Annotated in this window: 17 protein-coding genes and 1 pseudogene; 15 read left to right on the top strand and 3 right to left on the bottom strand. The window is 71.3% G+C overall.

Features of this window, described 5'->3' with window-relative positions:
- Positions 1 to 23 precede the first annotated feature (23 nt).
- From rlmN to VGW35_16590, 10 genes and pseudogenes are all read left to right on the top strand, one after another.
- Positions 24 to 1,097 (top strand): 23S rRNA (adenine(2503)-C(2))-methyltransferase RlmN, encoded by a 1,074-nt coding sequence (gene rlmN / locus VGW35_16545; protein HEV8309270.1) that lies wholly within the window; start codon positions 24 to 26, stop codon positions 1,095 to 1,097.
- On the top strand, positions 1,087 to 2,463 hold the full coding sequence (mtaB, locus tag VGW35_16550; GenBank protein ID HEV8309271.1) for a tRNA (N(6)-L-threonylcarbamoyladenosine(37)-C(2))-methylthiotransferase MtaB: 1,377 nt from the start codon (positions 1,087 to 1,089) through the stop codon (positions 2,461 to 2,463). Before rlmN ends, mtaB begins: the two co-directional genes overlap by 11 nt.
- A pseudogene (mtnP, locus tag VGW35_16555) lies at positions 2,456 to 3,310 on the top strand (S-methyl-5'-thioadenosine phosphorylase). The gene mtaB and the pseudogene mtnP overlap by 8 nt, the downstream one beginning before the upstream one ends.
- Before the next feature lie 91 nt (positions 3,311 to 3,401).
- Positions 3,402 to 4,310 (top strand): PfkB family carbohydrate kinase, encoded by a 909-nt coding sequence (locus VGW35_16560; GenBank protein HEV8309272.1) that lies wholly within the window; start codon positions 3,402 to 3,404, stop codon positions 4,308 to 4,310.
- Positions 4,300 to 5,172, top strand: a complete 873-nt coding sequence (gene larE, locus VGW35_16565; protein HEV8309273.1) for an ATP-dependent sacrificial sulfur transferase LarE — start codon at positions 4,300 to 4,302, stop codon at positions 5,170 to 5,172. The genes VGW35_16560 and larE overlap by 11 nt, the downstream gene beginning before the upstream one ends.
- Positions 5,173 to 5,177: 5 nt before the next feature.
- Positions 5,178 to 5,936, top strand: coding sequence for a nickel pincer cofactor biosynthesis protein LarB (gene larB, locus VGW35_16570; GenBank protein ID HEV8309274.1), 759 nt, complete (start codon positions 5,178 to 5,180; stop codon positions 5,934 to 5,936).
- Positions 5,937 to 5,986: 50 nt separating this feature from the next.
- Entirely contained in the window at positions 5,987 to 7,663 is a 1,677-nt protein-coding gene (locus tag VGW35_16575) for a thiamine pyrophosphate-binding protein (GenBank protein HEV8309275.1), read from the top strand.
- 23 nt (positions 7,664 to 7,686) lie between these two features.
- Positions 7,687 to 8,505 carry a methyltransferase domain-containing protein gene (locus VGW35_16580; protein ID HEV8309276.1) on the top strand — a complete coding sequence of 273 codons (819 nt, stop codon included), beginning with the start codon at positions 7,687 to 7,689 and terminating at the stop codon, positions 8,503 to 8,505.
- 3 nt (positions 8,506 to 8,508) lie between these two features.
- Complete coding sequence (larC, locus tag VGW35_16585; GenBank protein ID HEV8309277.1) at positions 8,509 to 9,693, top strand: nickel pincer cofactor biosynthesis protein LarC; 1,185 nt, start codon at positions 8,509 to 8,511, stop codon at positions 9,691 to 9,693.
- A gap of 18 nt (positions 9,694 to 9,711) precedes the next feature.
- A complete protein-coding gene (locus tag VGW35_16590; protein ID HEV8309278.1) occupies positions 9,712 to 9,969 on the top strand; it encodes a hypothetical protein in 258 nt (85 codons plus the stop codon).
- Positions 9,970 to 10,042: 73 nt separating this feature from the next.
- On the opposite strand, the gene VGW35_16595 is transcribed toward VGW35_16590, so the two are convergent.
- Together VGW35_16595 and VGW35_16600 are read right to left on the bottom strand one after the other, a co-directional pair.
- Positions 10,043 to 10,387: a type II toxin-antitoxin system PemK/MazF family toxin gene (locus tag VGW35_16595; GenBank protein HEV8309279.1), complete on the bottom strand. Its 345-nt coding sequence runs from the start codon at positions 10,385 to 10,387 to the stop codon at positions 10,043 to 10,045.
- Positions 10,381 to 10,617, bottom strand: coding sequence for a hypothetical protein (locus tag VGW35_16600; protein HEV8309280.1), 237 nt, complete (start codon positions 10,615 to 10,617; stop codon positions 10,381 to 10,383). The genes VGW35_16595 and VGW35_16600 overlap by 7 nt, the downstream gene beginning before the upstream one ends.
- 183 nt (positions 10,618 to 10,800) lie before the next feature.
- On the opposite strand from VGW35_16600, the gene VGW35_16605 reads away from it, so the two are divergent.
- Positions 10,801 to 11,208, top strand: a complete 408-nt coding sequence (locus tag VGW35_16605) for a hypothetical protein (GenBank protein ID HEV8309281.1) — start codon at positions 10,801 to 10,803, stop codon at positions 11,206 to 11,208.
- 293 nt (positions 11,209 to 11,501) lie between these two features.
- Here the strand turns inward: VGW35_16605 and VGW35_16610 are convergent, their stop codons facing one another.
- Positions 11,502 to 12,278, bottom strand: a complete 777-nt coding sequence (locus tag VGW35_16610) for an LLM class flavin-dependent oxidoreductase (protein HEV8309282.1) — start codon at positions 12,276 to 12,278, stop codon at positions 11,502 to 11,504.
- A gap of 182 nt (positions 12,279 to 12,460) precedes the next feature.
- Here VGW35_16610 and VGW35_16615 point away from each other — a divergent pair, with 182 nt between their 5' ends.
- From VGW35_16615 to VGW35_16630, 4 genes are read left to right on the top strand one after another with little or no spacing between them, the layout of a single operon-like run.
- Positions 12,461 to 12,910: a carbon monoxide dehydrogenase subunit G gene (locus tag VGW35_16615; protein ID HEV8309283.1), complete on the top strand. Its 450-nt coding sequence runs from the start codon at positions 12,461 to 12,463 to the stop codon at positions 12,908 to 12,910.
- Between the two features lie 46 nt (positions 12,911 to 12,956).
- Positions 12,957 to 13,418, top strand: a complete 462-nt coding sequence (locus VGW35_16620; protein ID HEV8309284.1) for a (2Fe-2S)-binding protein — start codon at positions 12,957 to 12,959, stop codon at positions 13,416 to 13,418.
- A gap of 10 nt (positions 13,419 to 13,428) precedes the next feature.
- Positions 13,429 to 15,786 (top strand): molybdopterin cofactor-binding domain-containing protein, encoded by a 2,358-nt coding sequence (locus VGW35_16625; GenBank protein ID HEV8309285.1) that lies wholly within the window; start codon positions 13,429 to 13,431, stop codon positions 15,784 to 15,786.
- Positions 15,787 to 15,796: 10 nt separating this feature from the next.
- Positions 15,797 to 16,669: a xanthine dehydrogenase family protein subunit M gene (locus tag VGW35_16630; protein ID HEV8309286.1), complete on the top strand. Its 873-nt coding sequence runs from the start codon at positions 15,797 to 15,799 to the stop codon at positions 16,667 to 16,669.
- Positions 16,670 to 16,734: the final 65 nt, after the last annotated feature.

Consider the following 16,734-nt stretch of genomic DNA (forward strand, 5'->3'; position numbering starts at 1 on the left):
ATCCTAGGGCCGCGATGTCCGCGATGAACCTGCTCGAATTGACTCCGGACGAGCTCGGGTCGCTCGTGGTGGACTGGGGTGAGCTGGCCTACCGCGGCCGCCAGCTGGCGATCTGGGTCTACCAGAAGGGGGTGCGCGACTTCGCCGCGATGTCGAACCTCCCGATGTCGCTCCGCAATCGCCTCGAGGCCGAGGCGACCGTTCATCCTCCGGAAGTCGCCGACATCTTGGGCTCGCGCGATGGGAGCCGGAAGCTCGTGCTGCGGCTCGGCGACGGGCGGATCGTCCACGCCGTCCTCATGCCGGATGAGGACCGGCTGACACTCTGTCTCTCGACGCAGGTGGGCTGCGGCTTCGCCTGCCGCTTCTGCTACACGGGGACGATGGGCCTCGTCCGGAACCTGACGGCCGGGGAGATCGTGGGCCAGGTCCTCGCGGCGCGCAGCCTCCTGGCTCCCGGTGAGCGGCTGACCCACATCGTCTTCATGGGCATGGGGGAGCCGCTCGCCAACTACGCGGCGACCGTGAAGGCGCTCCGGATCCTGGTCGCGCCCGACGGCTTCGGCTTCTCGCCGCGCCGGATCACGGTCTCGACCGTGGGACTGGTCCAGGCGATCGAGCGGCTCGCCCGGGAGAACCTTCGCGTCAACCTGGCGATCTCGCTGCACGCGGCCTCCGACGAGGTGAGGAACCGCCTCATGCCCGTGAATCGCGGCTGGGGGCTCGACCAGCTGCTGGCCGCCTGCCGGCGCTTCCCGCTGCCCCTGCGCCAGCGAATCACGTTCGAGTACGTCCTGCTGGACGGCGTGAACGACAGCCGCGAGGACGCCCGCCGGCTGGCGCGCCGCCTGGCCGGCTTCCGGGCCAAGGTGAACCTGATTCCGTTCAATGCCTGGGAGGGCGCCGACTTTCGCCGGCCGCCGCTCGCGCGGATCGAGGCGTTCCAGCGGGTACTCCTCGACGCGGGGCTGACGGCGACCGTGCGCTGGTCGAAGGGCGAGGACGTGGGCGCGGCATGCGGACAGCTCCGGACGCAGGATCGGCGGCCGCCGGACTCCGCGGCCGCGCCGTCCGTGATGGTCGCCCGTGGTGCCTGAGGCCCCGTCGGCCGCTCCCGTCACGGTCGCGTTCGCGACTCTCGGCTGCAAGCTCAACCAGTACGACACGACGGAGATCCAGGCACTCCTGGAGGCGCGGGGCTTCCGGACCGTGCCCTTCGAGGAACCCGCCGAGCTCTACGTGATCAACACCTGCACGGTGACCGCGCGGGCCGACCAGTCGGACCGGCAGGCGATCCACCGGGCGGTGGCCCGCAATCCGCACGCCGTGGTCGTGGTCACTGGCTGCTATGCCCAGACCAACGCGGAGGCGGTGGCGCGGATCCCCGGCGTCGACGTGGTGCTCGGCACCCGGGACAAGTACGAGCTGCCGGATCTCCTGGCGAGCCTCCGGAAGCGCGTCCGTCCGCTGGTGCGGGTGACCGACGTCTTCCAGCCCCGCTCGATGCCGGTCGTCCCGCTTCGGAGGTTCGCGCCGGGCTACACCCGCGCCTTCGTCAAGGTGCAGGACGGCTGCCAGCACCGCTGCGCGTTCTGCATCGTGCCGTTCGCCCGAGGCGGGAGCCGGAGCCAGCCGCTCCCGGTCATCGTCGAGCAGGTCGCCGAGCTCGTGGCGGCGGGCTACGCCGAGGTGGTGCTGACCGGCGTCGATCTCGGCCACTACGGCTGGGACCTCGTCCCGCGGCTGAGTCTGGCCGCGCTGGTGCGCCGGCTCCTCGACGTCCCCGGCCTCGCCCGTCTCCGGCTGTCGTCGATCCTGCCGGCCTATTTCACCGAGGAGCTGATCGAGGCGATCGTCGGCGCGCCCCGGGTCTGCCGTCACCTCCACATTCCTCTCCAGTCCGGGGCTGACCGCATCCTCCGCGCGATGCGGCGCCCCTACAACGCGCGCCTCTACCGCGCGCTGGTGGAGCGTCTGGCGACGGCCCTGCCCGGGCTCGGGCTCGGCACGGACATCATCACCGGCTTCCCGGGCGAGATGCCGGCCGAGTTCGAGGAGACGGTCGCCCTGGCTGAGGCGCTGCCGTTTACCTATCTCCACGTCTTCTCCTACTCGGACCGGCGCGGCACGGAGGCCGCGCGCCTGTCGATCCCGCGCGTGCCGCCCGCGGAGATCCGGCGGCGGACGACCCGTCTCCGCCGGCTCGGGGCGGCCAAGCACCTCGCCTTCCGCGAGGCCCACCTGGGTCGCGAGATCGAGGTGCTCGTGCTGGAGCACCGGGAGGGCGGGGCACTCGCCGGACTGACGGGGAACTATCTCGAGGTGACCTTCGATGGTCCGGATGCGCTCAGGCGCCGGCTCGTCCGCGTCCGGGTCACTGGAGTCTCGCGTGAGGCGCTTCGCGGGGAGATCGTCGGTTCGGAGGTCGAGGGCGCGCGCGGCGAGGGCATCGCGCATGCTTGAGGGGCGCATCGGCGTCATCGGCGGCAGCGGGCTCTACGAGCTCGAGGGTCTGACCGACGTCCGCTGGCTTCGGGTCCGGACGCCCTTCGGCGAGCCGTCGGACGAGTACTGCCTGGGACGCTTCGGCGACCGGGAGGTCGTCTTTCTGCCCCGGCACGGCCGGGGGCACCGGCTGCTTCCCTTCGAGCTGAACTACCGGGCGAACATCTACGGGCTCAAGGCCCTCGGCGTCGAGTGGGTCGTCTCGGTCAGCGCGGTCGGCAGCATGCGAGAGGAGATCGCTCCGCTCGACCTCGTGGTCCCCGACCAGTTCTTCGACCACACCAAGCGCCGCCTCTCCTCGTTCTTCGGAGACGGCATCGGGGCTCACGTCGGGATGGCCGAGCCCGTGTGCCCGGACCTGGCCAGCTGGCTCTACCGGGCCGCCGTCGAGACCGGCGCCCGCGTCCACTCCCGCGGGACCTACCTGTGCATCGAGGGACCCCAGTTCTCGACGAAGGCCGAGTCACGGATCTACCGTGGGTGGGGTGTCGACGTCATCGGCATGACGAACATGCCCGAGGCGAAGCTGGCGCGCGAGGCCGAGCTGTGCTACGCGACGCTGGCCCTGGCGACCGATTACGACGTGTGGCACGAGAGCGAGGCGGCAGTGACGGTGGAGGCGGTGATCGCGAACCTCTTGAAGAACGTGGCCACCGCCAAGGACGTGCTGCGGCGGCTCATCCCGATGGTCGGCTCCCCGCGGACCTGCCCGTGCCCCGAGCTCCTGCGGAACGCGGTCATCACCGCGCCGCACGCGTTCCCGGCGGCGGCCCGGAAGCGGCTCGACCTCCTGGTCGGCAAATACTTCCCGCCGACCGGTGCTCCGGCCCGGCCGCCAGCGGTGGCGCCGCGACGATCGCCGCCGCCCCGGCGGGCGGCGAGAGGACCGAAGAGCCGTGGCTGAGCTCCTGGTCGTCGGCTCGGTCGCGCTCGATTCGGTCCGGACGCCGTTCGGCAAGGCCGACGACGTGCTCGGCGGCTCGGCGACGTATTTCGCGTTCGCGGCCTCCTTCTTCACCAAGGTACGGCTGGTCGCCGTCGTGGGGCGCGACTTCCCCAGAGCCCACCTCGATCTCCTGACGCGCCGCGGTGTCGACCTCGGCGGGCTCCAGGTTGCCGACGGCCCGACCTTCCGCTGGGCGGGGGAGTACGGCTACGACCTCAACGAGGCGAAGACCCTCGACACGCGACTCGGCGTCTTCGCGGACTTTCGGCCGACGTTGCCGGATCACTTCCGGCAGAGCCCGTTCCTCTTCCTGGCCAACATCGATCCCGACCTCCAGCTCGACGTGCGCCGGAAGGTGACCCAGCCCACCCTGGCCGCCCTGGACACGATGAACTTCTGGATCCGGGGCAAGCGCGAGGCCCTGCGCCGGGTGCTGGGTGAAGTGGATGCGGTGCTGCTGAACGACGCCGAGGCGCGCATGCTGACCGAGGAGCCGAATCTCATCAAGGCGGCGCGGAAGATCCTGACCTATGGCCCGCGGAACGTCGTGGTCAAGCGTGGCGAGTACGGCGCGCTCATGGCCGGCCAGGGACGCTTCTTCTTCGCCCCGGCGTTTCCGCTCGACTCGGTCTTCGACCCGACCGGGGCCGGGGATACATTCGCCGGAGGCTTCATGGGCGCGCTCGCCCGGGCCGAGACCGTCGACGAAGCCGCGCTCCGGCGTGCTATCGTGTACGGAAGCGTCATGGCGTCGTTCACCGTGGAGGACTTCTCGCTGAATCGCCTGGTGCGCCTGCACGACGCCGAGATCGAGGACCGCTATCGGACGTTCCGGGAGATGATGCGGCTTGACCACTGAGGCGTCACTCGCCGGGCTGGCCCCCGAGGTCCGCGCGAAGTACGCGCGGCTCCTCGGTGTGCTGGACGATCTGGGGAGCGTGGTGGTGGCCTTCTCGGGCGGCGTGGACTCGACGCTCCTCGGCTGGGCGGCGCGGGAGGCGCTCGGCGACCGCGCCCTGCTCGTCACCGCCGACTCGGAAAGCTATGCCGAGGGTGAGCTCGAGGAGGCGCGACGCCTGGCCGCCCTCATCGGGCTCCGCCACGTCGTCGTGCGTACGCGCGAGGTGGAGAATCCGGCCTACGCGGCGAACCCGCCGAACCGGTGCTTCTTCTGCAAGGAGGAGCTCTTCACGCGGCTTCTACCCGTGGCCGCCGCCGAGGGCCTCCGGCACCTCGTCTACGGCGCGACCGTGGACGACCTCGGCGACCACCGGCCCGGGATGGTGTCCGCCCGGGAGCGCGGCGTCAAGGCGCCCCTCATCGAAGCGGGGTTGGGGAAGTCGGAGATCCGGGAGCTCTCGCGTGCCTTCGGGCTGCCGACCTGGGACAAGCCCGCCATGGCCTGTCTCTCCTCCCGCTTCCCCTACGGCACCCGGATCACGCCCGAGAAGCTCCGCCAGGTGGACCGGGCGGAGGCCTTCGTCCGGAGCCTCGGCTTCCGGACCTTCCGCGTCCGCCACCACGGCGAGATCGCCCGGCTCGAGGTGGACAAGGCGGAGATGGAGCGGCTCTGGGTCGAGGGGCGCGCGGAGGCCATTGCCGCGCGGCTCCGCGAGCTCGGGTTCCTCTTCGTCACCGTCGACCTCCAGGGCTTCCGCTCGGGAAGCCTCAATGAGGTGCTCGTCGCCCTGCGGGCAAAGACGGGCGCCCCGGCTTCCTGACCCGCATGGACGTCGATCGGCTGCGCGAGCTACTCGGCGCCCTGCAGGCCGGCACCGTCTCCCCCGACGAAGCCCTGGGCCGCCTGCGGCGTCTCCCGTTCGAGGACCTGGGCTTCGCGAAGCTCGACACGCACCGCGCGATGCGATCCGGCATGCCGGAGACGGTCTTCTGCGAGGGCAAGACGTCGGAGCAGGTGATCCGGATCTTGAGCCGGCTGATTCAGGAGCACCGGAACGTGCTGGCCACCCGGGCCTCGGCCGCCATGCACGGGGCCGCCCGGGCGGCGGGGCTCCCCTGCGCCTACCACCCGGAGGCGCGACTCCTGGTCGCCCGGCCCGAGCCGGTCGACGGCGTGGGGCTGGTGGCGGTGGTGAGCGCCGGCACCTCGGATCTGGCGGTGGCGGAGGAGGCAGCGCTGACGGCGGAGGTGCGGGGAAACCGCGTGGAGCGCATCTACGACGCGGGCGTCGCGGGCCTCCACCGGCTGCTCGAGCATCACCCGCTGCTCCTGGAGGCCAACGCCATCGTCGTCGTGGCCGGCATGGAGGGGGCCCTGCCCAGCGTCGTGGGAGGCCTGGTCGACCGCCCGGTGATCGCGGTGCCGACGAGCGTGGGATACGGGGTGTCGCTCGGGGGCTTCGCGGCGCTCCTGACGATGCTCGCCTCCTGCGTTCCGGGAGTCGCCGTGGTGAACATCGACAACGGCTTCGGCGCCGCCTGCCTGGCTGATCGGATCAACAAGCTCGCCGCCAAGATCCGTTAGCGCGGTGCCGCCAGGCGCCAGCGGGTTCGCTTCGACACGGGAGACGAGTCATGCCGTTCATGGCAGGCAAGCAGGCCTTCCTCGCGTTGCTCCGGCAAGAAGGCGTCGAGTACCTCTTCGGCAATCCCGGCACCACCGAGCTCCCCCTCATGGATGGCCTGGTCGAGGAGCCCGTGATCCGCTACGTCCTCGGCCTCCAGGAGGCGGCGGTGGTCGCCATGGCCGACGGCTACGCCCAGGCCTCGGGCAAGCTCGGCGTCGTCAACGTCCACGTGGCCCCCGGCCTCGGGAATGCGCTCGGGATGCTCTACGATGCCCAGAAGGCGGGCGCGCCGCTCCTGGTGACGGCGGGCCAGCACGACCAGAGCTTCAACTTCACCGAGCCGATCCTCTGGGCCGATCTGCCGCCCATCGCCCGGCCGTTCGTGAAGTGGTCGGCCGAGGTTCGGCGGCTCGCGGATCTGCCGCGCGCCGTGCACCGGGCGGCCAAGACCGCGCTGGCCGCGCCGACCGGCCCCGTGTTCCTCTCGCTTCCGGCCGACGTCCTCAACGCGGAAGGCGAAATCGAGCTCGGCCGGCCGACGCGGGTGGCGCCGCGGCACCGTGGCGACCGGGCCGCGGTCGAGGCGGCGGCCGATCTGCTCGCGCGGGCGGAGCGCCCGCTGATCATGGCGGGCGACGCCGTGGCGGCGAGCGACGCCCACGCCGAGCTGGTCGCCGTCGCCGAGCTCCTGGGGGCCACGGTGTACGCGGAGGGCGTCCCGAGCACGGCCTCGTTTCCGGCCTCGCACCCGCTCTTCCGCGGGGCGCTGGTCCGGCAGGCGCCGGTCATCCGCCAGGCGCTCTCCCAGGGTGACCTGCTCTTCTCGGTCGGCGGCGACCTCCTGACCATGTCCCTCCCGTCCGACCTCGACCCGATGCCGCCCGAGTTGCCGATCGTCCACCTCGACGTGGACCCGTGGGAGCTCGGCAAGAACTATCCGGCCCGCGTCGCGATCCTCGGCGACCCGAAGGCGACCCTGCCGGAGCTGTGGGCCGCGATCGAGGAGCGCCTGTCACCCGAGCGGCGGGCGCGCGCGGCCGAGCGCCTGGCGGCGGCCCGGGCGGCCAAGGCCCGGCACGCCGGGGAGCTCCGCGCGCGGGCCCTCGCCGATGCCCACAAGCTGCCCATGCCGCCGCTGGCGCTGATGCATGCCGTCGCCGAGGCGCTGCCGCCGGAGGCCGTGGTGGTGGACGAGACGATCTCGTCGGGGGCCGGGCTCCGGACGTTCCTCAAGAGCGACGATCCCAAGAGCTTCTTCGGTCTGCGCGGCGGCGGAATCGGCTGGGGGTTGCCGGCGGCCATCGGGGTGAAGCTGGCGCTCCCGAGCCGGCCTGTCGTGGGACTCATCGGAGACGGGAGCGCCATGTACACCTGTCAGGCGCTCTGGACCGCCGCGCGCTACCGCGTCCCGGTGGTGCTGGTGATCCTGAACAACGCCTCGTACCGGATCCTCAAGCAGCGGATCCACGCGATGAAGGGGCTGGCCGCCCAGGCGGACCGCTACGTCGGAATGGACCTCGAGGATCCGCGCGTGGACTTCGTCGGCCTCGCCCAGTCGCTCGGGGTCGAGGCCGAGCGGGTCGAGAAGACCGCCGAGGTCGCCCCCGCGCTCGGCCGCGCCCTCGGCCGCGGCGGCCCGACCCTTCTCGACGTGGAGCTGGAACGCTCCTTCAAGTCGGCCTGACAGTCGTGTCCGGGCGGCCATCCATGGGCGTCGCGAGCGCGGATCAGCGACCGGACGGCTGGGACGCGGTCGCCTCGACCTACGCGCAGGTCCTCGACCCGTTCACGGCCCTGTACGCCGAGGAAGCGCTCCGGCTCGTACCGCCGGAGCCCGGGTCCCGGGTCCTCGATGTCGCCACGGGGTGCGGGAACCTGGCATGTCTCGCCGCCGGGCGAGGCGCCGACGTCCTCGCGATCGACTTCGCGCCGGCGATGCTGGCCCGCCTCCGGGTGCGCCTCGCGAAGACGGAGGGACGGGTCCGGCCGGCCATCATGGACGGCCAGGCGCTCGCGCTTCCCGACGCGGCCTTCGACGCCGCGTACTCGGTCTTCGGCCTGATGTTCTTTCCCGATCGTGTCCGCGGGCTTCGCGAGATGTGGCGGATCCTGAAGCCGGGAAGCCGCGCGGTGGTCGCCGCCTGGAGCAGCCCCGAGCGCATGGCCTTCCTTCCCCTCGTCCGCCGTGCCGTGCAGGCGGCCGTCCCGGGCTGGGCGCCGCCGGCCCGCCGGCCGTCCTGGCACGACCTGGGAGCGCCCGGCGCGTTCGAGGCCGAGGCGAGGGCGGCCGGCTTCCGCGAGGTGACGGTCCATGCGGTGGCGAGACCCGGGACCTTCCCGTCCGCCGACTGGCTCTGGTCGAACATGACGGGGGTGTCGCCCGTTCTCTCGGAGCTGCTCGGGTCCCTGGCCCCCGAGAGCGTCGCCGCCGCCGGCCGCGTCTTCGTCGCGGAGCTCCAGGCCAGGTTCGGCGGGGGTTCCGTGACGCTGCCGGCGGAAGCCCTGCTGGCGGTGGGGCGCAAGTAAGCGATGCGGGCCGCCTACTTCGATTGTCCAGCCGGCGCAAGCGGCGACATGATCCTCGGCGCGCTGGTCGATGCGGGCTGTCCGATCGGGGCGCTGGAAGCAACCCTGGGCGCGCTCTCGGTGACGGGGTGGCGCCTCGACGCCCGGCCGGTCGAGCGGGCAGGTCTCCGCGGCACCCACCTGGCCGTCGAGACGGACCCCGCGGTCCGGTTTCACGATCTGGCCGACCTCCTCACGCCGATCAAGCGAAGCGCGCTGCCGGGGACCGTGAAGACGCGCGCCACCCGGATCCTCACGCGGCTCGCGGAGGCGGAGGCGCGCGTCCACGGGGTGTCCGTGGAGGCGGTTCACTTCCACGAGGTCGGTGCCCTCGATACGCTCGTCGACGTGGTGGGCGCGCTGGCCGGCCTGGACGCGCTCGGCGTCGAGGCCGTCCACGTCTCGGCGTTCCCGCTCGGCGGGGGCACCGTCGAGTCGGCGCACGGGCGCCTGCCGGTGCCAGCCCCGGCGACCGCCGAGCTGCTGCGCGGGTTCCCCGTGTACGACAACGGCGTGCGCGCGGAGCTCGTCACCCCCACCGGCGCCGCGATCCTGACCACCCTGGCCACGCCCGGTCGGCTGCCCACGATGACGCTCGAGGCCCTGGGCTGGGGGGCCGGGACGCGGGAGCTTCCGATCCCGAACCTCCTGCGCGTGATGATCGGCGAGGCGACCGAAGGCCCCGGTGGAGCAGAGACCGAGACGCTATCGGCCGTCGAGACGACGATCGACGACATGTCGCCCCAGCTCTACGAGCCCTTGATCGAGCGGTTGCTCGAGGCCGGCGCGCTCGACGTCTACCTGACGCCGGTCATCATGAAGCGGAGCCGGCCGGGGATCGTCCTCACCGCGTTCGGCTCACCGGGGCGCGTCGCGGAGCTGGCGGCGCTCCTCTTCCGGGAGACGACGACGATCGGGGTCCGCTGGCACGAATGGCAGCGGGCGCGCCTGCCGCGCGAGCTCGTCCGGGTGGAGACGGCCTTCGGTCCGGTCACGTTCAAGGTGTCGCGCCTCGGCGGGCGCGCCGTCACGGTCACCCCGGAGTTCGAGGAGGTGCGGCGGATCGCGCGCGAGCAGGGGCGGCCGGTCCGCGAGGTGCTCGAGCTCGTCCGCGCCGAAGGGCGCCGTCTCCTCGACCCGAGCGACTGAACCCGGAAGGGAGGGGCGATGGGAGTTCCGACCATGTTGGTCGTGGACGCGGGCTACGCGGCGATCCTGGCCGGCGGGATGCTGCTGCTGATGGTCGCGTTCTGGTGGTCGTGGGCGGGCGATGGGATCGAGGTCCCGCGCGAGCGCTGGCCGGCGGCGATCCGGGCGGCGGCCATGGCCGGCTGGGCGCTCTTCATCGGAGGGATCTTCGTCCAGCTCGTCGGCTACGTCGCGCAGGTGGGCGTGGCCCGATGGCCGGGAGCGCTCACGCACTAGCCGGGCCTCCGCGCTCCTTTTGCTCCGCGGGGGCGGGGGGAGGACGTGGCCCAGGCGGTTGGCGGCGAGGGGCCTACCGGCCGAGGACAAGCGCGATGCCGTCCAGGATCACCTCGAGCTGTCGCCGGCTGAGCCGACTCACGCGATCCACGAGCAGGGTCCGATCGATCGCGACGATCTGTGACACGTTCGCAACCGAATCCTTGGGGAGCCGGGTGCTGCGGGCGGGAAGCACCACGTTTCCCGGCGCCTCGGCCCAGCGGAGGTTGCTCGTGAGCGGAACGCACACCACCGTGCCGATGCGGCTCCGGTTCAGGGCGTCACCCTGCACGACGACCACGGGGCGGCGAAACCCCGGACCGGACCCCGTAGGATCGGGCAGATCGGCCCAGCAGATATCGCCCTGGGCGATTACCACTCGGTCCCGGCGAGCACCCGCCGGGCCGCAGCCCCTACCATGGGGTCGGGGCGGGGGTCGATGGCCGAGCAGACACGATCGAAGGCCTCGGTGAGCGCCTCGGCGTCGTGTCGGCGCAAGTACGCGGCCATGGCTTCGGCATAGAGCTGGCTGCGTGATTTCTTCAAGCGGCGCGCGAGCCGTTCGGCCTCAGCATAGATGGGATCAGGAACGGAGATCGCGGTTTTCATACCCGGAGTATAACCCCCCTTCGGCCGCGACGGCAAGGATCGCGCGAGGCGTCCTTGCTTCGCGACCCGGGTCTCGGGACTCCTCAGGTCGGTCATCGCGCGGGCGGTGACATTGTGTGACGCAACGGCATGTTCGGCCGTGACTTGACCGCCTTCGGAGCCGGGGGTAGGGTAGTGTCTTCCATGATCGTACGGGCGACGCTCATCTGTCTGGCGCTCCTCGGAACCGCGCCGGCCACGGCCGGGGCGCCGGTCACCGTCGACTGGGCGGACGATCGCCTCAGCGTGACCGCGGAGCTGGTGGCGCTGTCGGCCGTGCTCCGCGAGGTCGCTCACCGGACAGGTCTGGAGATCCGCGGCACCGAGCAGCTCGAGGAAAAGGTGACGGTCCGGCTCGCCGCGATGCCGCTGGCCGAAGGTCTGCGACGCCTCCTCGCCCACCTGAGTTACGCCGCCGTGGAGGAGACCGGCGAGCGGGGGACCCGCCTCACCAGGCTTGCTTCATCGACGACCGCCGCGGTGGCGATCACGAGGTCCATAGTCGAGATACGCTGGCGGGCCCGATTCGGCGCGGCCAGTAGCCGCGCATAGGTCGGCGGGAACCGCTGGTCTGGATACACGATCCGCAGGTCGGCGCACAGTTCGTCGACACGCTGGCGCTCGACGGACGGCCGGGTGGCCAGTTCCGCACCCGCCAGCAGTTCGCAGACGACGTGGATGCCGACCCCCACCTCCTCCTCCGCGATCCGGTCCAGCAGGGTGACAGCAGGCCCGGGTTGGCGGCGAGCGCTCTCGCCCAAGGGATCGGCCATGCCCAGTCCGATGGCCGAGCCTGGGGATGCCGAGGACTGAGCCGGCCCGGTCCTCCCCGCCGGGGCTGACCGTTACGCCGGCTTCGCCGCCCGAAGGAGCGCGAGGGTCTCCTCGACGCTATCCCCGGCCGTGATGGCGCGGATGACGACCTCGTCGACCACCGACTGCCAGCGACCGAGCGCGGGGGCGATGGCGTCGGGCGTGGGGGCGCCGATCGCCGTCTCGACGGGATCGACGCCCATGCGCGCGAAGTGGGCGGCGTAGGCCGGGATCCTCGCGTAACGGGCCGCTTCCTCCCCCAGCCGATCGGAGGCGGGCCCCCCGAGCGCCACGCGGACGTACGCGAAGAGCCGCGGCGCCGACCGATCCACGGCCGCCGCGCCGGCCCGCACCCACTCGGCCGACACCCGCGCGTGCTCCGGGGTCAGCCAGTTGAAGAGGACGCCGTCGGCGACCTCTCCTGCCAGGCGACACATCCGGGGGCCCAGCGCCGCCGCCACCAGACGCGCCCGAAGGTGCGAGCGCAGCTCGGCGACCCCGGCGCGCACGCGTTCGAGAGCCCCGGGGTTCGGGCTCCCGACCCCGAGGAGGAGGCGATCGACGGGCAGCCCGTTCGCGCGTACCCCCTGGACGATGCTGTCCGGTTGGCGCGTGTGGAGAGGGATCACGCCGATGCCGAGCTCGATGCGCCGCGTTTCCCCGACGGCATGGGCGAGGGCGGCCAGCCCATCGAGCGAGCCGGGATGGTTCACCCAGAAGGAGCCGTAGCCGAGCGCCTCGGCCTCCCGCGCCGATGCGCGGATCACCTCGGGCGCCGTGCCGGCGAACAGCGCGAAGCCGGTTCCCATCTGGATCCGTCCAGGGTCCTCGCCGAGTGGGGGCTGGGAAGCGCGCGGCCGAAAGACGCGCGGCCGTGAGAACGACGCTACGACCAGCGGGCCGGGCGTGTCAAGCCCGCCGGGAAAACACCGCCTTGACAGCCTTCCGGCACGGGCGGTACGGTAGCGCTACTTTCTTGTCTCCCTGACTCATGACCCTGGAAGGGACCCATCACTTCAGCGCGCCCCGGGATCGCGTTTGGGCCGTGTTCAACGACCCAGCCGTCCTGGCGCGGGCGACGCCCGGCTGCGAGCGGCTCGATCCCGTCGGACCCGACGAGTTCGAGGCGACGCTCTCGGTCGGCGTGGCCGCGGTGAAGGGGATCTACCAGGGTCGCCTCGCCATCACCGACAAGAAGCCGCCCGAGGGATACACGCTCCGCGTCGAGGGGAGCGGCCGTCCGGGCTTCGTCAAGGGTGAGGGTCGGCTGACCCTGACCGAGCAGGACGGCGGCACCCTCGCGACGATCCGGGCGGAGGCCCAGGTGGGCGGCGTGATCGCGGCGGTGGGCCAGCGCCTCATCGGCGCGGCGGCCCGGATGCTCATGGAGCAGTTCTTCTCGGCCCTGGAAGCGGAGGTCGGCAAGGCCACCGCCCAGTGAGCGGGAAGCCAGAGACACGGAGCCAGCTACACAAGGGGGTTGAGCGGTGAAGATCCAGGTCAAGGTCAACGGCACGGCGCACACGTCCGACGTGGAGCCGCGGCTGCTCCTGGTGCACTACCTGCGTGACGTCCTCAACCTCACCGGGACGCACGTGGGCTGTGACACCAGTCAGTGCGGCGCCTGCACCATCCTGGTGAACGGGGTCTCGGCCAAGGCCTGTACCATGTTCGCCGTTCAGGCCGACGGGGCGGAGATCCTGACGATCGAAGGACTCGCCAAGGATGGAAAGCTTCATCCCATCCAGGAAGGGTTCTGGGAGAAGCACGGCCTCCAGTGCGGCTTCTGCACGCCCGGGATGATCATGGCGGCCTACCAGATCCTGCAGCGGCAGAAGAGTCCCAGCGAGGCCGACATCCGGCATGCCCTGGAGGGCAACCTGTGCCGGTGCACCGGCTACCACAACATCGTCCGCGCCATCCAGTACGCGGCCGAGAAGATGAAGTAGGGGGTGGGGGATGGCCCAGGCGAAGCTCTTCGGCTCGAGCATCAAGCGCCGGGAGGATCCGCGCTTCATCACCGGTAAGGGCGTCTACACCGATGACGTGAAGCTGCCCGGCCAGACCCACGCCGTCTTCGTGCGGAGCCCGCACGCTCACGCTCGGGTCCGCCAGGTCGACGTCGCCAAGGCCAAAGCGGTGCCGGGCGTGGTGGCGGTCTACACGGGTAAGGACCTGGCGGCCGGCGGGGTGAACCCGCTTCCGTGCGGGTGGCTTCTGCCGGACATCAAGATCCCCGAGTACCGGGCGATCGCCACCGGCAAGGTCCACTTCGTCGGCCACGCGGTGGCGGTGGTGATCGCCGAAACCCCGTACGCGGCCAGGGACGGAGCCGACGCGGTGACCGTGGACTACGAAGAGCTGCCATCGGTCAGCGACGGCGAGAAGGCGGTGGCCAAGGGAGCGCCGCAGCTCCACGAGAACGCCCCCGGGAACGTCGGCTTCGCCTGGTCCATCGGCGACAAGGACAAGACGGACGCCGCCATCAAGTCGGCGGCCAAGGTCGTGAAGCAGCGGCTCGTCAACCAGCGCCTGATCCCGAACGCCATCGAGCCGCGGGCCTCCTGCGCCTCTTTCAACTCGGCCACCGGCGACCTCACGCTCTGGGTCACCTCGCAGAACCCGCACGTGCACCGGCTCCTCATGGCGGCCTTCGTGCTCGGCATGCCGGAGCACAAGATGCGGGTGATCGCGCCGGACGTCGGCGGCGGCTTCGGTTCCAAGATCTTCGTCTACCCGGAGGAGGTCGCTGTCTCCTGGGCGTCCAAGGCCCTCGGGCGACCCGTGAAGTGGACGGCCGAGCGGCGCGAGTCATACGTGACCGACGCCCACGGCCGCGACCACCTCACCGAGGTCGAGATGGCCGTCGACAAGGACGGCAAGATCACGGCCCTGCGCGTCAAGACCAACGCCAACCTCGGCGCCTACCTCTCGACGTTCGCGCCGCTGATCCCGACCTACCTCTACGGCACCCTCCTGTCGGGGGTTTACGAGATCCCCAACATCTACTGCGAGGTGGTCGGGGCCTTCACGAACACGACGCCGGTCGACGCCTATCGGGGGGCCGGACGCCCGGAGGCGACCTACCTGCTCGAGCGGGTGTGCGACCTGGCGGCGCGGGCGCTGGGTGCGGATCCCGCCGAGTTCCGTCGGAAGAACTTCATTCCGGCGTCGAAGTTCCCGTACCAGACGCCGGTCGCGTTCCAGTACGACAGCGGTAACTACGGCCCCGCGCTCGATCGAGCCCTCCAGATGGTCGACTACAAAAAGCTCCGGGCCGAGCAGGAAGCGGCCCGCAAGCAAGGGCGCTACCTCGGGATCGGCTTCGCCACCTACATCGAGGCGTGCGGCCCGGCGCCCTCCCAGGTGGCCGGGGCGCTGGGCGCCCAGGCCGGCTTGTGGGAAAGCGCCCACGTGCGGGTGCACCCGACCGGCAAGATCACCGTCTACACGGGCTCGCACTCCCACGGGCAGGGGCACGAGACGACCTTCGCCCAGCTGGCCGCCGACGAGCTCGGGCTGCCCTTCGAGGACGTCGAGATCGTCCACGGCGACACCGCGGCGGTTCCGTTCGGGATGGGCACGTATGGAAGCCGCTCGGCGGCCGTCGGGGGCGCCGCCATCCACACGTCGATCCAGAAGATCAAGGAAAAGGGGAAGAAGATCGCCGCCCACCTCCTGGAGGCCAGCGAGGCCGACCTCGACTACGGCGAGGGGAAGTACTTCGTCAAGGGCTCGCCGGGACGCGCCAAGACCTTCGCGGAGGTGGCGCTCATGGCCTACCTCGCGCACAACCTCCCGAAGGGGCTGGAGCCCGGGCTGGAGGCGACCTCGTTCTGGGATCCGCCCAACTTCGTATTCCCGTTCGGCTCACACATCGCGGAGGTGGAGGTCGATCCCGAGACGGGCAAGGTCAAGGTGCTCCGCTACGTGGCCGTCGACGATGTCGGGCGGGTCATCAACCCGATGATCGTGGACGGCATGGTCCACGGCGGGATCGCCCAGGGGGTGGCTCAGGCCCTCTGGGAGTACGCCGCTTACGACGCCAACGGCCAGCTCGTGACCGGGAGCATGATGGACTACGCCCTGCCGAAGGCCGGCGACCTGCCATCGTTCGAGACCGACCGGACCGTCACGCCGTCCCCGGTGAATCCGATGGGGATCAAGGGGGCGGGCGAGACGGGGACCATCGCCTCCACCGCAGCGATCGCGAATGCCGTGCTCGACGCGCTCGCTCCGCTGGGGATCACGCACATCGACCTGCCTCTGACGCCCGCCCGGATCTGGGCGGCCGTCCAGGCCGCGCGGAAGAAGTAGGGGGAGGCTCATGTATCCAGCGACCTTCGAATATCACCGTCCGACCACGGTCGACGAAGCGGTCAAGCTCCTCGCCACCCACAAGGATGACGCCAAGCTCCTGGCCGGCGGGCACAGCTTGATCCCGCTGATGAAGCTGAGGCTCGCGACCCCCAAGCACGTCGTGGATCTCCGGCGGATCGGCGGGCTCTCGGGCGTCCGCGAGGAGGGGGGCACGCTCGTCATCGGCGCGCTCACCACCCACTACGCGATAGAGTCCAACGCCACGCTGAAGGCCAAGTGCCCGATCCTCCCGCAGGCCGCCGCCATGATCGGCGACCCCCAGGTGCGCAACCTGGGTACCATCGGCGGGAGCGTCGCCCACGCCGACCCGGCTGCCGACTGGCCGGCGGTCATCCTGGCGCTGGGGGCCGAGCTCAGGGCCACGGGTCCCAAGGGGGCGCGGACGATCAAGGCCGACGACTTCTTCAAGGACCTGATGACCACGGCGCTCGGTCCCGACGAGATCCTGACCGAGATTCGGATCGCGGCGCCCGCGGCCGGCACCGGCATGGCCTACGTGAAGCATCCACATCCGGCCTCGCGCTTCGCGGTGGTGGGGGTGGCCGCTGTGCTGACGGTCAGTGGCAACACGTGCCAGAAGGCGAGCGTCGCCGTGACCGGTGCCGGACCGAAGGCGACGCGGGCGAAGGGCGTGGAAGCGGCAATCACCGGCAAGGCGCTCGACACCCAGGGGATCGCGGCGGCGGCCGAAAAGGCGGCTGACGGCGTCGCCATCACCGCGGATCTCCAGGGCTCCGTGGAGTACAAGGCGCATCTCACGCGTGTCTTTGCGAAGCGCGCCCTGGAGGCCGCGGCGGCCCACGCCCGAGGCGGCCGCTAGGTCATTTCGGGGGGGTCTCGGAAGACCCCCCGATGCCCCCCCATCGTGGCGGCGGCGAAGCCGCC

The sequence above is a fragment of the Candidatus Methylomirabilota bacterium genome, from assembly GCA_036005065.1.
Taxonomy (GTDB): Bacteria; Methylomirabilota; Methylomirabilia; order Rokubacteriales; family DASRDR01; genus DASYQW01.